The following is a 21,424-nucleotide window of genomic DNA, read 5'->3' on the forward strand; positions in this document are numbered from 1 at the left end:
TTTCCCAAGGACCATTCAACGGGATTTCAGAGCCTTTCCATGACCGACGAATTTTACCGCATCCGCCGCCTGCCCCCCTATGTGTTCGCCGAGGTGAACAAGATGAAGGCGGCAGAACGGGCGGCGGGCGCGGACATCATCGATCTAGGCATGGGCAATCCCGACACGCCGCCGCCGCAGGCCGTGATCGACAAGCTGGCGCAGGTGGCGGGCGATCCGAAGGCGCACCGCTATTCGGCCTCCCGCGGAATCGACGGCCTTCGCAAGGCGCAGGCGCGTTATTACCGGCGGCGCTTCAATGTCGATCTCGATCCGGACAGCGAAATCTGCGTGACGCTGGGATCGAAGGAGGGGCTTGCCAACCTTGCGCAGGCCATCACCGCGCCGGGGGACGTCATCCTCTCCCCGAATCCGTCCTACCCGATCCACGCGTTCGGCTTCATCATCGCCGGTGCCACGATCCGGTCCATTCCGACGTCGCCGGGGCCCGACTTCTTCCAGTCGCTCGAGCATCAGATGCGCTACACGGTTCCCAAGCCGACCGTGCTGGTGATCGGTTATCCGTCGAACCCGACGGCGGAAACCGTCGATCTCGATTTCTACAAGGAGGTCGTGGCCTTCGCAAAGCGGCACGAATTGTGGGTGATCTCCGACCTTGCCTATGCCGAGATCTATTTCGACGGCAATCCGCCGCCCTCCATTCTCGAGGTTCCCGGCGCGAAAGACGTGGCCATCGAATTCACGTCCCTGTCGAAAACCTTCTCCATGGCGGGATGGCGGATCGGGTTCGCCGTCGGCAATCCAGAGCTGGTGGGCGCGCTCACGCGTGTCAAATCCTATCTCGACTATGGGGCCTTCACACCGATTCAGGTCGCCGCCGTCGCGGCGCTCGACGGGCCGGAGGAGGAAATCGCCAAGCGGCGGGACATGTACAGGCGCCGACGCGACGTGCTGGTCGAAAGTTTCGGTCGTGCCGGTTGGGATCTGCCGGTCCCGAACGCCAGCATGTACATCTGGGCCCCCGTGCCCCAGCGCTTCGCACATATGGGGGCGGTTGGCTTCGCCAAGGCGTTGATCGAGCATGCGCATGTGGCGGTATCGCCCGGCGTTGGCTTCGGCGAGCAGGGCGAGAACCATGTTCGCATCGCCTTTGTCGAGAACGAGCAGCGTATTCGGCAGGCGGCGCGGCAGATCAGGACATTCTTTCAGAAACAGGAAAGGGAGGCCGCGGAATGACGCAGCCGCTCCGTATCGGCATAGCGGGTCTCGGTACAGTGGGGGTCGGGGTGGTGAACCTTCTGACCGAGAATCGTGATCTGGTCGCGGCGCGTGCTGGCCGGCCCATCGACATTGTGGCGGTAAACGCGAAGTCGCGCAGCAAGGATCGCGGCGCCGATCTGTCCGCCTATCGCTGGCAGGACGATGCCGGCGAAATGGCGGCCGCAAACGACATCGACGTCGTCGTCGAGCTTATCGGCGGTGCGGACGGTCCGGCCGTATCCCTGGCGCGCAAGACCCTGGCCGGCGGAAAGGGCCTCGTGACCGCCAACAAGGCGATGGTCGCCCATCACGGCGCGGAGCTTGCGGAGCTCGCCGAGGCACATGGTCTGCCGCTAAAGTACGAGGCCGCGGTGGCCGGCGGCATTCCGGTCATAAAGGCGCTGGGCGGCGGCGCCGCCGCGAACGAGATTTCCAGCCTGTTCGGCATTCTGAACGGCACATCCAATTATATCCTGTCGGCCATGGAATCGAACGGTGCGCCGTTTGCGCACGTGTTGAAGGCGGCGCAGGATCTTGGCTATGCGGAGACCGATCCCAGTTTCGACATCGATGGCATCGACGCCGCCCACAAGCTGGCCATTCTCGCCAGCCTGGCGTTCGGAACGCAAATCGCCTTCGACCAGGTGGAGACGCGGGGCATACGGGAGATCGAGGCGGTCGACATCGAACGTGCCGCCGCTCTGGGCTATCGGGTGCGGCTGGTGGGAGAGGCGCGGCTGCAGGACAGCCGTCTGCTGCAGCGTGTGCATCCGGTTCTGGTGCCGCTTTCGCACCCGCTCGCGAAAGTCACCGGCTCGCTGAATGCGGTTGTTGCGGACGGCAATTTCGTCGGCCGGTTGACGTTCGAGGGCGCCGGCGCCGGTGCGGGGCCCACCGCCAGCGCCGTCGTCGCCGACATCATCGATATTGCGCGGGGCGAGCAGCAGCCCGTCTTCGGCGTGCCCGCCGCCAGCCTGCGCGCCGTGTCCGCCGGCGATCACGATGCCGGCACTGGCCGCTCCTATCTGCGAGCAGCTGTCGCGGACGAGCCCGGCGTCATGGCGGACCTGACCGCCATTCTGCGCGACTGCGGGGTCAGCATCGAAAGCCTGATCCAGCACGGTCAGGCCGCCGACGGCGGGGTCTTCATCGCGATGATCACGCATGAGACGCAGCACCGCTGCACGGCGGAGGCCGCACGCAAGATGACCGAACTGAAGGCCGTCCTCAGCCCCCCGATGCGCATGGATTTGCTCGACTGACGCTGCGGGACAGGGCCCCGGCGCTAGTCCAGCGCGATATCGGGCGCATCCTCCTGTTTCATGCCGACCGTGTGATAGCCGGCGTCGACATGGTGCACCTCTCCGGTCACGCCGGATGCGAGATCGGACAGTAGGTAGAGGCCGGCGCCGCCCACGTCCTCGATCGTCACATTGCGGCGAAGCGGGGAATTATATTCGTTCCATTTCATGATGTAGCGGAAATCGCCGATGCCAGACGCGGCAAGCGTCTTGATGGGGCCGGCGGAGATGGCATTCACGCGGATGTTGCTGGGACCGAGATCGTTCGCGAGATATTTGACGCTGGTTTCCAGCGCGGCCTTTGCAACGCCCATCACATTGTAGTGCGGGACGACCTTCTCGGCCCCATAGTAGCTGAGTGTCAGCAGGCTGCCGCCGTTCCGCATCATCGGCATGGCGCGCTTGGCGCAAGCGACGAAGCTGTAGGCGGAGATGTTCATGGTGTTGAGGAAGTTTTCGAGGCTGGTGTCGACATAGCGGCCCCGCAACTCCGATTTGTCCGAGAAACCGATAGCGTGCACCAGAAAGTCGATGCTGTCCCAGCGCGCGCGCAGCGTTTCGAAGGCGGTATCGAGGGCGTCCATCTTCGACACGTCGCATTCGATCAGGAAGTCGCTTCCGACCTGTTCGGCGAGAGGCGCGACCCGCTTCTTGAGGGCGTCGCCCTGATAGGAGAATGCAAGCTCCGCACCCTGTTCGTGCAGCGCCTTCGAAATTCCCCAGGCGAGCGATCGGTCGTTCGCGAGACCCATGATGAGCCCGCGTTTTCCCTGCATCAATCCTGACATTGTTCGACCTTATCCGTCTTTTTCTGTTTTGGTTTCCATGGTCTCTACATCGTCTTGCGCTGCAAGTGCCAGTGCCGCGTTCAGATGAGCGCCGATCACGAAGCCCAGGCCGACGACAAAAAAGAAGATCAGCGTCACCATGACTCCGGCGAGGGGGCCGTAGAACCGGTCGGTATTCGAAAAATTGGCGAGGAACCAGGGCAAGAGGTTGGTGGCACCGATCCATACGGCGGTGGTCGCGAGCGCGCCGGGCCATTTCGGCCACCCGGCACGATATTCCCTCGGCGTCAGCGAGAAGAACAGCAGATAAAGGGCGACGAACAGGGCAGCGATCGGACCCAGCCGCACGCTGCTGATAAGCGCGGTGGAGACGCCGGGAAGCAGTCGCAGTGCGAACTCCTCGACACCCGCGAGGATGAACTGCACCGTGAAAGCCAGGAGCATCAGGACGACGCTGCCGATGATGATGCCGAAGCTGAGAAGACGCCGCTGCCAGATTGGGCGTACCGCCTTGAAACCATAGGCATTGTACAGCATCAGGCGAATCGTTTCGACATAGCTGGCCGTCGTCCAGAGAGCCACGAGGATGGAAAAGGTCAGGAAGGTGCCGCTGGTCGAGCGCAGAAGGGCGCCGATGGGCTCGGCAAGCAGGTCGGCAACTCGCGGCGGCGTCGTTTCCAGAAACGTACGAATCGCGCGCAGACCGTCGCCGGACCGGCCGAAAAAACCAGCCGTCGCGCCGATGATCACGAAGAACGGAAACAGCGTCAGAAGCGACAGAAAGGCGAGATTGCCAGCATGGATCATACCGGTGTCGAAAACACCGGCGGCGACCCGCTTCAGAACCGTGAGCGGTCGCCGCGCCGAACGCGCGGCAACGCGCGCGGAATCCTGAAATTCACCCAAAGGCGGCGCGGGGATCGCGGCCGCGGTCCGCCTCCCAGCCCTTTACGAATGCTTCCAGCTCGGCATCGTCCCTCGGAATCGCGATTTCCAGCGTGACGAGCTGGTCTCCGCGCGTGCCGTCCTTCCTGGAAAAGCCCTTGCCCTTCAGGCGGAGCACCGTGCCGCCGCCGGTGCCCTTCGGCACGGTCAGCATGACGCTGCCGCCCGTCGTCGGTACGCGCACCTTCGCGCCAAGCACGGCCTCCTCCAGCCGAACGGGCAGGTCGACGCGGATATCGTCGCCGTCCTTGCGAAAGAATTTGTGCGCGCGAATGCCGAGCGTGATGAGGGCGTCGCCATTGCCACCGGGGCCAGGTTCGCCCTGTCCGGACAGGCGAATGGTCTGCCCATCCTCGAAACCGATCGGCAATTTGACGTCGATGGTCTTGCCGCTGCGCAGGGTGATGCGCTGAGGCCTCAACTCCGCGGCGTCCGTGAAATCCACCGTCAGGCGATACGTCACGTCCGCACCCTTTTGCCGCGGTCGCTGCTGCTGGAATCCGCCGCCAGCCGGGCCGCCTTGGGCGCGACCGCGCCCGAACAGCTCGTTCAGGAGATCGTCGGCGTCGAATCCTCCACCGAACGGGTCTCCGCCGCCCTGGCGTGCGCCACCGAAGCCGCCTTGCTGCGCGCCGCCGAAACCGCCGCCGAATCCGCCAGCGCCCCCTCGCGTGCGTGCGCCGCCGCCGCCGAAGCCGAACGGAGCGCGCGGATCACCCTTCTCGTCGATTTCGCCGCGATCGTACTGGGCGCGCTTGTCCTTGTCCGACAGGATGTCATAGGCCTGTGTGACGTCGGAAAACCGCGCCGATGCTTGCGGATTGTCCTTGTTGCGGTCGGGATGCAGTTCCTTGGCAAGCTTCCGATAGGCGCTCTTGATGGCCGCATCATCCGCGCCGCGTTTCAGTCCAAGCCGTTCGTAAAGGTCAGCCATCGCGTCCGTTCGTCACACAATTTTGGTAGTTTATCCACTGTTGCACTCTCGCAACACAGCGCCGATGTAGGCAGGACCGGGACGCTTCGCAAGACGAGAGATCGGCGCATAAGAGACCGGTACGGCGGCAATTGTCCGGCATGGACGGGCGATATTGCCGCGAGGCACGGCTCTACCTACAGGAACGGTGATGACACAGGCACAACCCGACGACCCCTTCGTCCTTTTCAGCCGCTGGCTCGCGGAAGCCGAGGCAGGAGAGCCCCATGATGCGAACGCCATGGCTCTTGCGACGGCGCGCGCCGACGGATCTCCTTCGGTTCGCATGGTGCTTTTGAAAGATGTGTCGGACGAGGGCTTCGTCTTCTACACCAATGCCGAAAGCCGGAAGGGCGAGGAATTGACGGCCAACCCGCAGGCGGCGCTCCTGTTTCACTGGAAATCCCTCCGCCGCCAGATCCGGATCGAGGGACGCGTACATCCGGTAAAGGGGGCAGAAGCGGACCGCTATTTTGCCTCGCGCGGGCGTGGGTCGCAGATCGGCGCCTGGGCCAGCCTGCAATCGCGCCCGTTGCCAAGCCGCGAAGAATTGGAACGGCGAACGGCGGATTTTGACAAGGACTTTGGCGGGAACGCAGTGCCTCGACCGCCGCACTGGTATGGCTGGCGACTGGTCCCGGATGCGTTCGAATTCTGGGTCGACCGACGCGACCGCCTTCACGAGCGCTACACCTATCGTCGTAAGTCCGGCAGCGACGAGGCCTGGACGCAGGGAATGCTCTATCCCTGACAAGCCAGCCTTCGCTTCCGGTACGGCAGAGACATGCCGCCAGCAGCCGAACCGCGCGCGCTTGACCCGACGGGCGGCACGTGCGTCCATTGCCGCCGCCGCCGTGCTGATGGGCGCCAAGGCGTGGGCATCCCACGGCACGGGCTCGGTGGCCATGCTCGGCTCGCTGGCCGATACCGCGCTCGATCTGGCAGCTTCGATCTTCACGTTTTTCGCCGTTCGCGTCGCCGCCGAGCCAGCCGATGAGGAGCATCGTTTCGGCCATGGCAAGGCGGAGGCCATCGCGGCTCTGGTGCAAACCGTCCTCATCTTCCTCAGCGCGGCCGTCATTGTCGTACGGGCGGCCGTGCGGCTGGCGCGCGGAGAGACAGGGCAGGTCACGGCACCCGCCCTCGGCATCGGCGTCTCTCTGTTCGCGATCCTCGTAACGCTCGCGCTCGTTCTTTATCAGCGCAGCGTGATCCGCCGCACGGGATCTCTGGCGATCGAGAGTGACCGGCTGCATTATCAGTCCGATCTCCTCCTCAACTTGGCCGTGATCGGCGCCTTCGCCCTGGAGGTGCAATTCGGACTTTCCGGTGCCGACGCCGGGCTGGGTGTCCTGATCGCGGTCTGGCTGGGCTGGAGCGCGTGGGGAACAGGGCGAAGGGCGACCGACATGCTGATGGACCGCGAATGGCCGGAGCTGAAACGGCAGCAGCTCCTCAATCTGGTTACGGAACTGCCGGACGTTGACGGCATTCATGAGTTAAGAACACGCCGCGCGGGCCATCAAGATTTCGCGCAGTTCCATATCTGGGTCGACCCCGACCTCAGCGTCGCCACCGCGCATGAGATTGCGGAGCGCGCCGAACGGGCGGTGCTGGCCCGGTTTCCCGGAACGGAAGTTTTGATTCATGTCGATCCGCGCGGCCATGTCGACGTATCCGAAATCGAGGAGAGCCATTTTTGCCCCATCGCGCCAAGTTCCGCCACATAGACGCCTTTGCCGCTGCTCCGTTCGAGGGAAACAGCGCCGCGATCTACCGCGCCGACAGCTTTCCCGACGACGATCTGATGCAAAGGATCGCGCGGGAGCATAACCTGTCGGAGACGGCCTGGTACGTGCCGGACAGTAGCGGAGAGGCGGACTTCGTGTTGCGCTGGTTCACGCCGACCGTTGAGGTGGAACTTTGCGGCCATGCGACCCTGGCGGCGGGACATCATGTGCTGAGCGATGAGGAGGCGCGGCAGAGCGTCCGTTTCCGGACGGTCAAGGGCGCCGGCGTGCTGGAAGTCACGAAGGACGATAACGGTGGCGACGGCCATTACATCATGAGCCTTCCCGCTTGGGAATCGCAGAAGACGGTGCTGCCAGCGCTGGTAGCGGCGCTCGGCCGTATTCCCGCGGAGGTGCGCGTGACCACGAATGCCGCCGAAGATTCCTACCTCGCTATCTTCGACGACGAGGATATCGTTCGCTCGCTTACGCCGGATTCCAAAGCGCTTGCCGCCATCGGCAACGTCCTGGTGATCGTCACCGCGCCGGCCAAGTCCGGAAGCCAGGTCGACGTCGTTAGCCGCGTTTTCGCGCCCGGCGCCGGCGTGGACGAGGATCCGGTTACCGGCTCCGCGCACGCCATGCTGACGCCCTATTGGACGGAGCGGCTGGAACGCGATTCCTTCAAGGCGTATCAGGCCAGCGAACGCGGCGGCTACATCTCCTGCCGCCGCGATGGTGATCGGGCTGTCCTCGGCGGGTCCTGCGTCGATGTCATCGCCGGAGAGGTCATTCTTCCCTAACGGGGGCCTGTCCGCCGATGAAGGTTGCCAGCTATAATATCCACAAGGGTATCGGTCTCGACCGGCGCCGCGATCCCGGTCGGATCATCGACGTGCTGGGCGAGGTCGATGCGGATATCTTCGCGCTGCAGGAAGCGGACCGCCGTTTCTTCGGACGGCGTGCCGTGCTGCCGCCCGATGATCTCGAGGCCGCGGGCTTCCGCCATGTTCATTTCGGGATGCGCGAACACTCCATCGGCTGGCACGGCAATGCGATCGTCGTGCGGAAGAACGCAGACGTTCGCCATGCCGAGCCGCTTTGGCTTGACACTCTCGAGCCGCGGGGCGCTGTCCTTGCCGAGGTCCACCTGCAGGAAGGGCCGGTGCGGATCGTCGGCATGCATTTGGATCTGAGCGGGTTCTACCGGATCCGCCAGCTGCGCCAGCTTTGCGACCTGCTGGACGAGCGGCGGCCCATGCCGACGATCCTGATGGGCGATACGAACGACTGGAACCGGGGCAAGCGCGCGGCCATGCCCACCGTGCCGGGACACTACCAACTTGCCCCGTGCGGCCCGAGCTTCCACACGCGGCGACCGGTTCTGGAACTCGACCGGATCATCTACAGCACCGAACTTTCGCTGCGGGACGCGGGCGTTCACGTCTCACCGCGTGCGAAGCGTGCCAGCGACCACCTGCCTATCTGGGCGGAGCTGGAGCATCCCGGCTAACGGGTTGCCTGCGCATGTCAGGCGGCCATCGCGTTCAAAGCGGACTCCGTCGTCTTGATCCATCCGCCGCCGAGCACACGGTTACCATCGTACAAAACGGCTGCCTGGCCAGGGGCGACGCCGAACTCCGGCGTCTCGAACGTCACCGCGCGACCATCGAACCGCGCGGGGGCCGGCCGGGCCATGGAGCGGATCTTTGCGGTGACGGCGACCCCGCCGTCGGGAATCTTGCCGCCAAGCCAGTTGATGTCCGACAAGTCGCACGAAGAAACGCCAAGGGCCAAGCGCGGCCCTACCACAAGGCGCCCGCTCTCCGGTTCGAGGCGCACGACGTACAGCGGCTCCGGCTGCCCGCCAATCTCGATGCCCCGGCGCTGGCCGACGGTGTAATGTACCAGCCCGCTGTGACGGCCGAGGATCTTGCCGGACAGGTCGACGATCTCGCCCGGGGCAGCGGTTTCGGGCCGCAGTTTCTTCACGAGACTGGCATAATCGCCGGAGGGGACGAAACAGATATCCTGGCTGTCCGGTTTGTTCGCGACGCCGAGCCCGAGGCGGGCGGCATGTTCGCGCACGGCGCTTTTCTCCATATCCCCCAAGGGGAACCGAAGAAAGCCGAGCTGTTCCTGCGTGGTCGCGAACAGAAAATAGCTTTGATCGCGTGCGGGATCCACGGCGCGGTGCAGTTCCGGTCCTGCCGCGCCATCAAGGCGCCGGACATAATGGCCGGTCGCAAGTGCGTCGGCGCCGAGGTCGCGCGCCACCTGCAGAAGGTCGCGAAACTTGACCGTCTGGTTGCAGCGCACGCATGGGATCGGCGTTTCACCGCGTGCGTAGCTGTCGGCGAAATCGTCGATCACGCTGCCGCGAAAGGCGCTTTCATAATCGAGAACGTAATGCGGGATACCCAGCCTGTCCGCCACGCGCCGCGCATCGTGAATATCGCTGCCGGCGCAGCATGTGCCCGGCTGACCCACCGCCTGGCTGTGGTCGTAGAGCTGCAAGGTAATGCCGATGGTTTCGTAGCCGGCCTCCGACACGAGTGCAGCCACCACGGAACTGTCGACGCCGCCGGACATGGCGACGACCACGCGCGGCGTATCTGGCGTGCCGGGAAGGTCGAGTTCGATGCTCATGATCTGGGCAGCGACATAGCCCCGGCGGGGCGAATTTTCCAGCCGCCGCTCTCGGGAATCCCGGTCTTACGGCATTTTTCGCGGCCACGGTTAGGGCTTCGTTAGGCCTCTCACCGTAATGCAAATGCCACGAACAGACCGCAGCCGCCAGCGGATGGACGAGAGGTAGAATGTTAGAGAATCAGCGTTTCAAGCCGGCTTCGGTCATTGGTCCTCTTGGAGAACCACTGACCATGGAAACACTGCCGTCGCCAAAGACACGCCGTTGGGTCGTACGCCGCAAGGCGGAGGTCGTCGCTGCCGTGAAGGGGGGACTTCTGACCCTGGACGAGGCGTGCAAGCGTTACGGCCTTTCGATTGAGGAATTTACCAGCTGGCAGCGCGCCGTGGACCGCGCGGGCCTTGCAGGGCTGCGCGTCACGCGGACGCAGCACTACCGTGCGCTTTTCGAACGTCAGGACAGCTAATTCGGCGCATTCCGAAGCCGGCGGGGCCGGCGGCATTGCGTTGATGGCAAAGGCGCGCCATCAGACGGGGTATGTCCTGGAACAGTTTCGGCCGCCTTTTCCGCTTCACCACCTGGGGTGAATCCCACGGACCCGCGCTCGGCGTGGTTGTCGACGGCTGTCCGCCCGGCATTCCGCTGGGTGAGGGCGATATCCAGCCCTATCTCGATGCCCGGCGTCCGGGCACCTCGCGCTACACCACGCAGCGGCGCGAACCCGACCAGGTGCGCATCCTGTCGGGCACGTTCGAGGGCAGAACCACAGGCACGCCGATCAGCCTGATGATCGAGAATGTCGACCAGCGTTCAAAGGATTATTCGGAAATTGCCGCCAAGTATCGGCCTGGCCATGCCGATTTTGCCTATGACGCGAAATACGGCTTTCGGGATTATCGCGGCGGCGGGCGGTCTTCCGCTCGCGAAACGGCCGCGCGCGTTGCGGCCGGCGCCGTTGCCCGCAAGGTGCTCCCCCATGTCGGTATTCTCGGTCATGTGGTCGAGCTTGGCGGCGACCGGGCGGAACGCTTCGCGGCGCAGCATCTGGAAGACAGCGATCTGTGGTGCGCCGATCCCGACGCGGAGGTGCGGTGGAAGGCCCGCCTCGATTCCGTGCGCAAGGCCGGCTCCTCGGTCGGCGCGGTCGTCGAGGTGCTGGCGGACGGTGTGCCCGCCGGCTGGGGAGCGCCCATCTATGCCAAGCTCGACAGCGAACTCGGTGCGGCCATGATGTCGATCAACGCGGTGAAGGGTATGGAAATTGGCGACGGGTTCGCCGCCGCGGCATTGACGGGGGAGGAGAATGCCGATCGCATGCGTCCGGGCGCATCACCTCAGGATTCGCCGCAATTCCTCTCCAACCATGCTGGCGGGACGGCTGGCGGCATTTCGACGGGCCAGCAGATCGTTTGCCGCCTGGCGCTGAAACCGACCAGTTCGATCCTGTCGCCGGTGGAGACGGTCACGCGCAGCGGCGAGGCCGCCGAAGTCTCGACGAAGGGCCGGCACGATCCCTGCGTCGGCCTTCGCGCCGTTCCGGTGGCCGAAGCCATGATGGCTCTCGTTCTGGCCGACGCCTATCTGATGCACCGTGCACAATGCGGCTGACCAAGACGGAAAGGCGGAAGCGATGAACCTTGAGAACAGTCGCGACTATTATGGAGAGGTCCTCGGCGGCTCCAGCGATCTGAAGACGGATGCCTGTTGCACCCAGTCGACGCCTCCGCCCGATGTCCGCGCGGCGCTCGCCAATGTGCATGAGGAGGTCAGCGCGCGCTATTACGGATGCGGCCTCGTCGCTCCCCAGCAGCTTCGGGGCGCGCACATTCTCGACCTCGGTTCGGGGTCCGGTCAGGATGCCTATGTCCTGGCACAGCTTGTGGGCGAAAGCGGCAGCGTCACGGGCGTCGATGCCACACAGCAACAACTGGACATCGCGCGCCGGCATCTGGACTGGCACCGACAGCGGTTCGGTTATGCCCGCAGCAACGTGCGTTTCCTCGCGGGCGATATCGAACGCCTTGCCGATCTGGACCTCGAGCCGGGCAGTTTCGACGTGATCGTCTCCAACTGCGTGATCAACCTCGTCGCGGACAAGGCTGCCGTCTTCGCCGCGGCGCATGGCTTGTTGAAAGAGGGCGGCGAGCTTTACTTCTCCGATATCTATGCGGATCGGCGCGTTCCAGAGGCCTTCTTGTCCGATCCGGTCCTGCACGGCGAGTGTCTGTCAGGGGCGCTCTACTGGGGCGATTTCGAGCGTCTTGCAAAAGGTGCCGGTTTTCTCGACCCTCGCCTCGTCGAGCATAGACCGCTTTCCATAAATGCGCCGGCCATTGCCGCAAAGCTGGACGGCATCGCGTTTCATTCCGCGACATACCGTCTGTTCAAGCTCGGCGGCCTGGAGCCGCAATGTGAGGATTACGGGCAGGCCGTTCGTTATCGCGGAACGGTTCCGGGCAGCGAGCGGGTCTTCGAACTGGACGCGCATCATAGCATCGAAGCAGGGCGCATCTTTCCGATTTGCGGGAATAGCTGGCGGATGCTGAAGGAAACGCGCTTCGGCGAACATTTCGACAGCTTCGGAACCTTCGATCGGCATTACGGCGTCTTCCCTGGTTGCGGCACCGCCAGTCCGTTCGCCGGCCGAGAGTTCATGGCCGATGCCGCAGGGGGCGCAGAGGCCCAATCCTGCTGCTGAGCACAGCTATGCAGCATCTTGCCGCACCGCAGCGCCGCTGGCATTGAGCGCTGCCATGAGCGAGCAAGACATTCCGAAGACCTTCGACCCCGCCGAAATCGAAGCGCGCTGGTATGCGCATTGGGAGGAGACGGGGGCGTTCCGTCCCGAACGTCCGGATGCGGAGCCGTGGACGCTCGTCAACCCGCCGCCGAACGTAACCGGCAATCTTCATATCGGTCACGCGCTCGACAATACGCTGCAGGATGTGCTCGTCCGCCATGCGCGCCTGACCGGCAAGGATGCGAAATGGGTCGTCGGCACCGATCATGCCGGGATCGCCACGCAGATGGTCGTCGAGCGGCAACTGAACGAGCGGCAGCAGAAGCGCACCGATTTCAGCCGCGAGGATTTCGTGGCGAAGGTGTGGGAGTGGAAGGAGGAATCCGGCGGCAACATCACGCGCCAGCTCCGCCGCCTCGGATGTTCGATGGACTGGTCGAACGAGCAGTTCACCATGGACCCGAATTTCGTTTCGGCCGTGCTGAAGGTGTTCGTTGACCTGTATAATGATGGCCTGATCTATCGCGACAAGCGCCTTGTGAACTGGGATCCGGGCCTGAAGACCGCGATTTCTGACCTTGAGGTCGAGACCGGCGAAATTGCCGGTCATTTCTGGCGTTTTCGGTATCCGCTGGCGGGCGGCGCAGCGCTGGCGGACGGCCGCGACTATATCGAAGTGGCGACGACGCGGCCCGAAACCATGCTGGCCGATATGGCGGTCGCGGTGCATCCGGGCGACGAGCGCTACGCCTCCGTCATCGGGAAGGAAATCGAACAGCCGATCACCGGGCGGCGGCTGCGGATCGTCGCCGACGAACATGCCGATCCGGAACTGGGTTCGGGTGCCGTGAAGATCACGCCCGGGCATGATTTCAACGATTTCGAGGTCGGCAAGCGCGCCGGCATCGCGCCGGGCGATATGCTCAACATGTTCGACGCGGACGCGCACGTCGTGCAAACCGCGGACGGCCTCGTACCGGATGCCTTTGTGGGCCTGGAACGCTTCGAAGCGCGCAAGGCGATTGTCGCGGCGATGAAGGAACTTGGCTGCCTGATCGCGCATGTGGACACGGATGGCGAAGAGCACGACGCCGAGCCCCGCAAGACACAGACGCCCTTCGGCGACCGTTCGAATGCGGTTATCGAACCGTGGCTGACCGACCAATGGTATGTCGATGCCGAAACACTGGCGAAGCGGCCGATGGATGCCGTTCGGTCCGGCGACATTCAGATCGTCCCGAAAAGCTGGGAAAAGACGTTCTTCAACTGGATGGAAAATATCCAGCCCTGGTGCATCTCGCGTCAGCTCTGGTGGGGGCATCGCATCCCGGCCTGGTATGACGAGGATGGCCGGGTCTATGTCGCGGAGACGGAGGCGGACGCCCAGGCTCAGGCGCCCGGCAAGACGCTGCGGCAGGACGACGACGTGCTCGACACGTGGTTCTCGTCCGCGCTCTGGCCTTTCGCGACGCAGGGGTGGCCGGATACCGACGTGAAGGCGCTTGGCCGTTATCCGAACGATGTCCTCGTCTCAGGGTTCGACATCCTGTTCTTCTGGGACGCGCGCATGATGATGCAGGGCATGCACCTGTTGGACGAGGTGCCGTTCCGGACGCTCTACCTGCACGGCCTTGTGCGCGCTGCCGACGGGCAGAAAATGTCCAAGTCGAAGGGCAACACCGTCGATCCCATCGGGTTGATCGATCAATATGGGGCGGACGCCCTTCGTTTTTTCATGACGGCTATGGAAAGCCAGGGCCGCGACATCAAGATGGATGTCGGACGGATCGAGGGCTACCGAAATTTCGCTACGAAGCTGTGGAACGCGGCCCGCTTCGCGCAGGGCTATGGCATCGGCGCATCGCAGTCGGTTGCGCCGCCGGCGACGACGCTTGCGGTCAATCGCTGGATCGTCGGCGAAACGATAAAGACAGCCGAGACGCTCGACCTCGCCATCGCCGATTACCGGTTCGACGGCTTTGCCAGCGGCATCTATCACTTCACCTGGAACCGGTTCTGCGACTGGTATCTGGAACTGATCAAACCCATTCTGCAAGGCGAGGAGGGCGCGCGCGCCGAAGGTCCGGAGGCAGAGGAAACCCGCTTGGTCGCTGGCTGGGTGCTCGATCAGATCCTGGTGATGCTGCATCCGATCATGCCCTTCATAACTGAAGAGCTTTGGCACAAGCTGGGGGACCGCCCCTATGACCTGATCCAAGCGAAATGGGTGGAGGCGGATAGCCGCTCCATCGATGTCGAGGCGGCGCGCGAAATCGACTGGCTGGTTGATTTGGTCGGTGCCATTCGCGGTGCGCGGAGCGAACTGAATGTTCCGGCGGGCGCGCGTTTGCCGCTACACGTGCTGGACGCGTCCGAGGATACGCTGGCACGCCTGTCCCGCAACGAGACGGCGCTGTCACGTCTGGCGCGGGCAGAGCCTGTCTCCACCACGCAGGCGCCTGCGGGCGGGGCGGCGCAGATCGTGCTTGATGAGGCCACCTACGTCATTCCGCTGGAGGGGGTGATCGACCTTCAGGCGGAGCGTACGCGCCTTAGGAAAAATGCGGAAGCGGCAGCGAAGGAGATCGGAAGCATCGAAAAGCGGCTTGCAAATCCGAACTTCCGCGCCAAGGCGAAACCCGAAGTGGTGACGGAAACCGAGGCGAAACTGGCGGAAAAGCGGGACGAACGGGACCGGCTGGAGGCGGCGCTGGCGCGGCTCGGCTAGACGGTGATGTAAAGAAAGAAGGCGCCCATCAGGGCGGCGGCGGTGCCCAAGATGATGATCAGGTTCTTGTCCGACCGCTTCTTCTTCTGCCGCTTGGCCATTGCCGTTCCCTCGTTTTCGCTTACGCGCTCTCTGCCATTCCGCGACCTTATCGCCAAGCGCTCTGCATTCGCAAAGGATGCATTAACGCTGGCACGCTAGTTGCTTAAAAAGACATGGGCATTTTCGCCTATGCTATTTCTAAGGCCGAACATCATGTCGTTTTCGTTTGTCTCTCGTGCAGGCAGCGCCCTTCCGGCGGCAGTTCTTCTCTTGGCGGGAGCGGCATCCACCCCGGCTGCCGCGACGGCCATCGACGGCCTGCAAGTGATGCGCGAGCATAATCTTGTCGTCCTCGGCAGTGCGCAGACCCGGCACGACGTCGAGGGGCGCACCTATGTGGGCGGTAGCCTGGCGGGAACGGGCACATTCAACAAGGGCGGTTCCGGTACGCAGGCGGCGTCCACGCGTCCGGTGCTGACCGTCGGCGGCAGCATCGGCGGCGGCTACAAGAATATTCAGGGTGGCGGAACGATCGAGGCCGGCGGCAGCGTGGAGCACCTGAATCTCAACGGCACCTACACTGTGCGTGCTGGCGGTGCGATCAACATCCAGAACCGCAATCAGAGCACGTTCGAATCCGGCGCCAATGTCAGCATCCCGTACTTTGCCGGCGACATGTACGAACTGTCCACGAGCCTGGCCGCGCTGGCCGACACCGGCGGCAGCTTCGGCAAGGAGGGGCAGTCGCGGACGGTGAATCCGGTGGCGGTCGATGGCGTCGCGGTCATGAACGTCGCCGATCTGGGCGCGCTTCTCGCCTCCAATGGCAACGACATCATCGGTTCGATCAAGTTCGCGAACGGATCGGACGCGTTCGATACGATCGTGATGAATGTCGGCGGCACGAGCTTCTCGTTCGACGACAATTTTATCGGCGGTTCGATCGGGCTGGCCGGCACGGTGATCTGGAATTTCTATGAGGCGACGACGCTGGCCTTCAACCGCGAATTCTTCGGCTCGGTGCTCGCGCCGCTCGCGCATATCACGAACAACAGCCCGATCAACGGCACGGGCGTCTTCGGGTCCGCGACTCTGAACGGGGAGATGCACCTGTCCAGCTATGGCGGCACGGGCCTCAGTTTCAGTCCGCCCGTTGTAATCGATGAGCCACTGGACCCCGTTCCGGCGCCAGGTGCGCTGGCCCTGCTGGCGCTCGGCCTTGGCGGCATCGCGCTCCGCCGCCGCGCCGCGCCCGCAGTGTCGAACTAGGCGGCCGTTTCGCCGGCGGCGGGCTCAGCATCGCCGCCGGCATCGTCGGGCCGGGGCATCCAGTCCGGCCATTCCGCACTCGCGGCCTGCGCACCAACCAGCAGCGGCAGGTGCGCATGTTCCAGCCGCAAATGGGCCATGCCGCGCCAGCCGTCCGCTGTTTCGGCGTAGCTCATCAGCGTGCCGGCTGCCTTGCCGTCGCCGGTCGTGATGGCGTTGTCGTCGCCGGGATCGGAACTCAGCACGACCGGCACGATCCGTTTCCGCACCTTGCCGCGATAGTTCATGCGCGCCGTGTTCTCCTGTCCGACGAAGCAGCCCTTCGTGAAGGAGACACCGCCCAGAAGATCGGCGTTGGTTTCCAGCCACATCGTCTTTCCGGCCTCGAAATCCGGGGAGTCGGGTACGCCGAGTGCGATCCGCCGGGCGTGGTAATCCTCCAGTTCACCGGTCACGTGCGCCGTTGCCCCCAGCCAGCGGCGCCCGAGCGCTTCCGATCGCGGGTCGAAAGGCGCGACGACAAGGGGTTCGTCCCATGATGCGAAAACACGCTGCTGCGTCGGTTCGATGTCCAGCGGGCGGCGCAGGCGGTAGCGGCGAAGCGCCGTCAGCGCCTCTTCAAAATAGTCCTGATGGATGTCGAGGAGGATTTCCTCCTGCCCGTCGCCTCCGGTGCCGCCCGCCCGGACGATCATGTCCGCGATCAGCTTGCCCTGCGCCGTCAGCAATCCGGACCATTGGGGCGCTGCGTCCGTGACGCTCGCGATATCGGTGGTCAGCAGGCCGTTCAGGAAGGCCCGCGCCTCGTTGCCGTGCACGCGCAGGACACGCCGGTCGGAAAGATGTACGATCATACCGGCCTTTATCGGCGCTCCTCCGGTCCCTCGCAAGACCTGACGAGGTTGGGATCAAGAGCTGGCAAGGCGCCAGGAAAGCATGCTGCCGGCATGGAACGGCACGATCTCTACCTGGCCGCCAGGCAGCGTCTCCGGCACGGCGTTCTGCGCCCGTTCCAGAGTCACCGTGCCTTCGTTCAGCGGGAGGCCATAGAAGCGCGGTCCGTTTTCGCTGGCAAAGGCCTCCAGCCGGTCAAGCGCGTCTTCTTCTTCGAACACCTTGGCATAGGCCTCCAGCGCGTGGGGGGCATTGAAAATGCCGGCGCAGCCACAGCCGGTTTCCTTTGCATTGCGCGCGTGCGGGGCCGTGTCGGTCCCAAGGAAGAACTTTGCATTGCCACCCGTCGCCGCCTTCCTGAGCGCCTGCCGGTGCCGTTCCCGCTTGACGATCGGCAGACAATAATAGTGCGGGCGAATGCCTCCGACCAGCATGGCGTTGCGGCTGATCTCAAGGTGATGCGGCGTGATGGTCGCGCCTACGGTTTCCGGCGCGTCCACGACGAACTGCGCGGCATCCTCCGTCGTGATGTGCTCGAAAACGACTTTCAACGCGGGGAAATCCGCGACGAGACGGCTCATCGTCCGGTCGATGAACACGGCTTCGCGGTCGAATATATCGATGTCCGCATCCGTCACTTCGCCGTGGATCAGGAGCGGCATGCCGATCTCCTGCATGCGCTCCAGCACGGAATAGATGTTGCGCACGTCCGTCACGCCATGGGCGGAGTTCGTCGTCGCGTTCGCAGGGTAGAGCTTGGCGGCGGTGAAGACACCCTCCTGATGGCCGCGCGCCACTTCGTCCGGCGAGATGTCGTCGGTCAGGTAGCAGGTCATCAGCGGTACGAACGCGGAGACATCGCCTACGGCCCCGTCTCCACCCAGCACAGCAGGGCTTTCCGCGAGCGCGGCCAGTATACGCTCTCGATAGGCGCGGGCTGCCGCGACCGTGGTGATCGGGGGCGACAGGTTCGGCATGACGATCGCACGGCCGAACTGCCGGGCGGTATAGCGTACGACGGCCTTCAGAACATCGCCGTCGCGCAGGTGTACGTGCCAATCGTCCGGGCGGCGTAGGGTCAGGCGGTCAGGGGCGGGCGAGAACTGGGTCATGCGCCGCTCCATAGGCGTAGAGGGGGCGGCCGCACCAGCCCCAACGGTTCCGTCCATGTCCAGCCGACCGCGATCTGGTGCGGCGGCGCGGAACCGCTTATGCGGGAACAAAGACACAAAAAAGGGGGGATTATGGCGGCAGAGGTAGCCATGGAGCCGGTCGGCGCGCATCGTCAGCGAGACCGGCTGGTTATCACCGCAAGTGCGCTCGGCACCGTCTTCGAATGGTACGATTTCTTCGTCTACGGCACGCTGGCGGCGCTTCTGGGAAGGCTGTTCTTTCAGGTGGATTCGCCGACCCTCGGCTTCCTGCTGTCGCTGCTGACCTTTGCCGCCGGGTTTCTGGTGCGGCCCCTGGGGGCGCTGATCTTCGGCTATCTCGGCGACCGGATCGGCAGGAAATATACCTTCCTGATCACGATCACCCTGATGGGGCTGGCGACTGCGGCCGTCGGCGTGATGCCGACCTATGCCGCGATTGGCCTGTGGGCGCCGCTGGTCCTGATCCTGCTTCGCTTGGTTCAGGGCCTGGCGCTTGGCGGCGAATATGGCGGCGCCGCAATCTATGTGGCGGAGCACGCTCCGACGGAGCGGCGCGGCTTCTACACCGGCTTCATACAGGTGTCCGTCACGGGCGGGTTTCTCCTGGCTCTCGCTGTCGTCATCGGCACGACAAGCCTTATGGGAGAGGCGGCGTTCAACGCGTGGGGCTGGCGCATCCCGTTCCTGTTCTCGCTCTTCCTGCTGGCCATCAGCCTCTATATCCGGCTAAAATTGAACGAGAGCCCTGTCTTTCAGGAGATGAAGGCTGCGGGCCGCCGCGCCGACAATCCGGTACGGGAGAGCTTCGCCAGCGGACCCAATGTCCGGCTGATGCTGGTGGCCCTGTTCGGTATTGCGGCCGGCCTGACCGTCATCTGGTTCAACGCGCAGTTCTACACGCTCTATTTCCTGCAAGGGGCCAGCCGCGTTTCCGAAGGGGACGCGCGCGCCATCATTGCATTCGGCGTCGTGATCGCCGCGCCCAGCTTCGTGTTCTTCGGTTGGCTTTCCGACCGGCTGGGCCGCAAAAAAGTGATTTGTACGGGCTATCTTGCCACGCTGGTCCTGCTGTTCCCGATCTACTGGATGATGGCGGGAGCGGCGAACCCGGAAATGGTGCGGGCGATGGAGAAGGCGCCGGTCGTCGTCAGCATGCCGGACGGCTGCGAGTATGAACCGTTCGCGGAGGTGCAGGGCAGCGACTGCGCGCGCGCGCTGGAATGGCTCGCCGCGAGCGGCATCGATTACCGCAAGCAGCCCGGCGACACCTTCCTGATCCGTATCGGCGAGCGGCAGGCGGTGCAGGGGTTCGATGCGGATGGATTGGCGGACGCCCTGCGCGCGGCCGGCTATCCCGAACGGTCTGATCCGGCCACCCGTAAACTGCTCCCGATTCTGCTGGGCGTTGCCGTTCTCGGCATTCTTTCGGGCGCGACCTATGGCCCGGTCGCCGCGACGCTGGTGGAGATGTTTCCCGCGCGCATCCGCTATACCAGCGTTTCCGTGCCTTATCATATCGGCGCCGGCGTCTTCGGGGGGCTGCTCCCTGCGATCAGCCAGTACATCGTCGTGGCGACGGGCGGGGTCTTCGCCGGCTTGTGGTATACGTGGGTGATTGTGGCGATCGCACTGGTGGTCTCGCTTCTGTTTCTGCCGGACCGGACAGGCACCGACATAACGGGCTGAAGGGCAGCGCCTTTCGCCTAAAGCATTTGATGAGCTTGTCGGTTCGATTGCAGGTCGGCACTGTCGCGCTCGGCCGCATGGGTGGTCGTCTGCGGGAGCGTATTCATGTCTCAGGGGCCGCTTGCCGGCGTGAAGATCGTCGATTTCGGTCAGATCGTATCCGCCCCCATGGCCGCCATGTGGCTGGCGGAACAGGGGGCGGAGGTCGTGAAGGTGGAGCCGCCGTCCGGCGATCCGTTGCACCTGTCAGGGCCGAGCGTCGAGGGTTACAGCGCTTTCTATGCATCGGTGAACCGCGCAAAGCGCCTGGAGACCCTAGATCTGGCCGACGAGACGAACCGACCCCGGCTGATGGAACTGATCGGCTGGGCGGACATCCTTCTGCAGAATTTCCGGCCCGGTGTGGCTGACCGGCTCGGCCTCGGCTGGAAACAGGCAAGCGCGCACAATCCGCGTCTGATCTATTGTTCGATTTCCGGTTTTGGTCCGGACGGACCCTATGCCGGCCAGCGCGTCTATGACATGGCGGTACAGGCGGTCAGCGGCATGGCCGATGCCCAGTCGATCGCGAGCGGCGGCCGGCCGACGCTGATGGCGGACATCGTCGTCGACAAGGTGACGGCGCTGACGGCGGCGCAGGCGGTCACCGCAGCGTTGTACGAGCGGGAGAGGAGCGGCAGGGGGCAGCATATCGAACTTGCCATGCTCGATGCCGCGCTCGCCTTTCATTGGCCCGATGGGCTGTGGCACGAGACCTTTCCGGGGGTTGGCGCCGACTATCCGCCTTATGCGAGGTTGAATCGCCCCGTTCCGGCAAAGGACGGTGCGGTCATACTGGGCGCCATGCAGTACAAGGAGGCGCAGGCGCTCGCCCGGGCCGTGGGAATGCCGCAGCTTATGGAGGAGGAACGCTTTTCCACACTCGAAAAGTGGCGTGCCAACGGCGGTGACTTCTGGCGCGCCTTGAAGGCCAAAGTGGCTGAAACGCCGGTCGCCGATCTGCGCGAGGGGTTCATTCGGGAGGAGGCGATCGGCGCTGTCATCAATCCGGCGGCGGCGGTACCGAACGACCCGCAAGTGCGTCACCGAGAGCTGGTGCAGACGATCGACCAGCCCGGCTGTGGCCCGATGCGCGCGCCCAGGCATCCCGCTCGTTTCGGTCGAACCCCTGTTGCAGGCCCCAAGCCCGCACCCTGCCGGCATGAGTGACGAGCCGCCGCATAGGCCGAACGAAAGTCCCCGCTGCGCGCGCGGTGGCGGGAGC

Annotated in this window: 19 protein-coding genes; 13 read left to right on the forward strand and 6 right to left on the reverse strand. The window is 64.2% G+C overall.

Going from position 1 to position 21,424, the window contains the following annotated elements; genetic code table 11:
- The first annotated feature begins 39 nt into the window (after window positions 1-39).
- Window positions 40-1,236 carry an LL-diaminopimelate aminotransferase gene (locus C725_RS07915; protein WP_008601742.1) on the forward strand — a complete coding sequence of 399 codons (1,197 nt, stop codon included), beginning with the start codon at window positions 40-42 and terminating at the stop codon, window positions 1,234-1,236.
- Window positions 1,233-2,522: a homoserine dehydrogenase gene (locus C725_RS07920; protein WP_008601743.1), complete on the forward strand. Its 1,290-nt coding sequence runs from the start codon at window positions 1,233-1,235 to the stop codon at window positions 2,520-2,522. Before C725_RS07915 ends, C725_RS07920 begins: the two co-directional genes overlap by 4 nt.
- Window positions 2,523-2,545: 23 nt before the next feature.
- Here C725_RS07920 and fabI read toward each other — a convergent pair whose 3' ends face one another.
- From fabI to C725_RS07935, 3 genes are read right to left on the reverse strand one after another with little or no spacing between them, the layout of a single operon-like run.
- Entirely contained in the window at window positions 2,546-3,349 is an 804-nt protein-coding gene (gene fabI / locus C725_RS07925) for an enoyl-ACP reductase FabI (RefSeq protein WP_008601745.1), read from the reverse strand.
- A gap of 9 nt (window positions 3,350-3,358) precedes the next feature.
- Complete coding sequence (locus C725_RS07930) at window positions 3,359-4,255, reverse strand: YihY/virulence factor BrkB family protein (RefSeq protein WP_008601746.1); 897 nt, start codon at window positions 4,253-4,255, stop codon at window positions 3,359-3,361.
- Window positions 4,248-5,228, reverse strand: a complete 981-nt coding sequence (locus C725_RS07935) for a DnaJ C-terminal domain-containing protein (protein ID WP_008601748.1) — start codon at window positions 5,226-5,228, stop codon at window positions 4,248-4,250. Before C725_RS07935 ends, C725_RS07930 begins: the two co-directional genes overlap by 8 nt.
- A 190-nt stretch (window positions 5,229-5,418) precedes the next feature.
- Here C725_RS07935 and pdxH point away from each other — a divergent pair, with 190 nt between their 5' ends.
- The 4 genes from pdxH (at window position 5,419) to C725_RS07955 (ending at window position 8,510) form a co-directional block, all read left to right on the forward strand.
- A complete protein-coding gene (pdxH, locus tag C725_RS07940) occupies window positions 5,419-6,018 on the forward strand; it encodes a pyridoxamine 5'-phosphate oxidase (RefSeq protein ID WP_038282295.1) in 600 nt (199 codons plus the stop codon).
- Between the two features lie 61 nt (window positions 6,019-6,079).
- Window positions 6,080-6,997 carry a cation diffusion facilitator family transporter gene (locus C725_RS07945; RefSeq protein WP_008601750.1) on the forward strand — a complete coding sequence of 306 codons (918 nt, stop codon included), beginning with the start codon at window positions 6,080-6,082 and terminating at the stop codon, window positions 6,995-6,997.
- Entirely contained in the window at window positions 6,967-7,800 is an 834-nt protein-coding gene (locus tag C725_RS07950; RefSeq protein WP_008601751.1) for a PhzF family phenazine biosynthesis protein, read from the forward strand. Before C725_RS07945 ends, C725_RS07950 begins: the two co-directional genes overlap by 31 nt.
- Window positions 7,801-7,817: 17 nt before the next feature.
- Window positions 7,818-8,510: an endonuclease/exonuclease/phosphatase family protein gene (locus tag C725_RS07955; protein ID WP_008601752.1), complete on the forward strand. Its 693-nt coding sequence runs from the start codon at window positions 7,818-7,820 to the stop codon at window positions 8,508-8,510.
- Window positions 8,511-8,527: 17 nt separating this feature from the next.
- Here C725_RS07955 and mnmA read toward each other — a convergent pair whose 3' ends face one another.
- Window positions 8,528-9,646, reverse strand: coding sequence for a tRNA 2-thiouridine(34) synthase MnmA (gene mnmA / locus C725_RS07960; protein ID WP_008601753.1), 1,119 nt, complete (start codon window positions 9,644-9,646; stop codon window positions 8,528-8,530).
- Window positions 9,647-9,816: 170 nt separating this feature from the next.
- Between mnmA and sciP the strand changes: the two genes are divergently transcribed.
- The 5 genes from sciP to C725_RS15335 all read left to right on the forward strand — a co-directional run bounded on the left by sciP (window position 9,817) and on the right by C725_RS15335 (window position 16,426).
- A complete protein-coding gene (gene sciP / locus C725_RS07965) occupies window positions 9,817-10,113 on the forward strand; it encodes a CtrA inhibitor SciP (protein ID WP_038282298.1) in 297 nt (98 codons plus the stop codon).
- Between the two features lie 71 nt (window positions 10,114-10,184).
- Window positions 10,185-11,255: a chorismate synthase gene (aroC, locus tag C725_RS07970; RefSeq protein WP_008601755.1), complete on the forward strand. Its 1,071-nt coding sequence runs from the start codon at window positions 10,185-10,187 to the stop codon at window positions 11,253-11,255.
- A 22-nt stretch (window positions 11,256-11,277) separates the two neighbouring features.
- On the forward strand, window positions 11,278-12,345 hold the full coding sequence (locus C725_RS07975) for a methyltransferase domain-containing protein (protein ID WP_008601756.1): 1,068 nt from the start codon (window positions 11,278-11,280) through the stop codon (window positions 12,343-12,345).
- Between the two features lie 55 nt (window positions 12,346-12,400).
- Window positions 12,401-15,115 (forward strand): valine--tRNA ligase, encoded by a 2,715-nt coding sequence (locus C725_RS07980; protein ID WP_008601758.1) that lies wholly within the window; start codon window positions 12,401-12,403, stop codon window positions 15,113-15,115.
- A 255-nt stretch (window positions 15,116-15,370) separates the two neighbouring features.
- Window positions 15,371-16,426, forward strand: a complete 1,056-nt coding sequence (locus C725_RS15335) for a collagen-binding domain-containing protein (protein ID WP_160165718.1) — start codon at window positions 15,371-15,373, stop codon at window positions 16,424-16,426.
- On the opposite strand, the gene ygfZ is transcribed toward C725_RS15335, so the two are convergent.
- The gene (gene ygfZ, locus C725_RS07990) at window positions 16,423-17,280 is read right to left on the reverse strand and encodes a CAF17-like 4Fe-4S cluster assembly/insertion protein YgfZ (RefSeq protein WP_008601761.1); all 858 of its coding nucleotides are present in this window, start codon (window positions 17,278-17,280) and stop codon (window positions 16,423-16,425) included. The genes C725_RS15335 and ygfZ overlap by 4 nt on opposite strands.
- A gap of 54 nt (window positions 17,281-17,334) precedes the next feature.
- Window positions 17,335-18,432 carry a dihydroorotase gene (pyrC, locus tag C725_RS07995; RefSeq protein ID WP_038282454.1) on the reverse strand — a complete coding sequence of 366 codons (1,098 nt, stop codon included), beginning with the start codon at window positions 18,430-18,432 and terminating at the stop codon, window positions 17,335-17,337.
- A gap of 132 nt (window positions 18,433-18,564) precedes the next feature.
- Here pyrC and C725_RS08000 point away from each other — a divergent pair, with 132 nt between their 5' ends.
- Complete coding sequence (locus C725_RS08000) at window positions 18,565-20,160, forward strand: MFS transporter (RefSeq protein WP_008601763.1); 1,596 nt, start codon at window positions 18,565-18,567, stop codon at window positions 20,158-20,160.
- Window positions 20,161-20,265: 105 nt separating this feature from the next.
- Window positions 20,266-21,369 (forward strand): CaiB/BaiF CoA transferase family protein, encoded by a 1,104-nt coding sequence (locus tag C725_RS08005; RefSeq protein WP_008601765.1) that lies wholly within the window; start codon window positions 20,266-20,268, stop codon window positions 21,367-21,369.
- Window positions 21,370-21,424: the final 55 nt, after the last annotated feature.

The organism is Pacificimonas flava, assembly GCF_000342165.1.
Lineage (GTDB): Bacteria > Pseudomonadota > Alphaproteobacteria > Sphingomonadales > Sphingomonadaceae > Pacificimonas > Pacificimonas flava.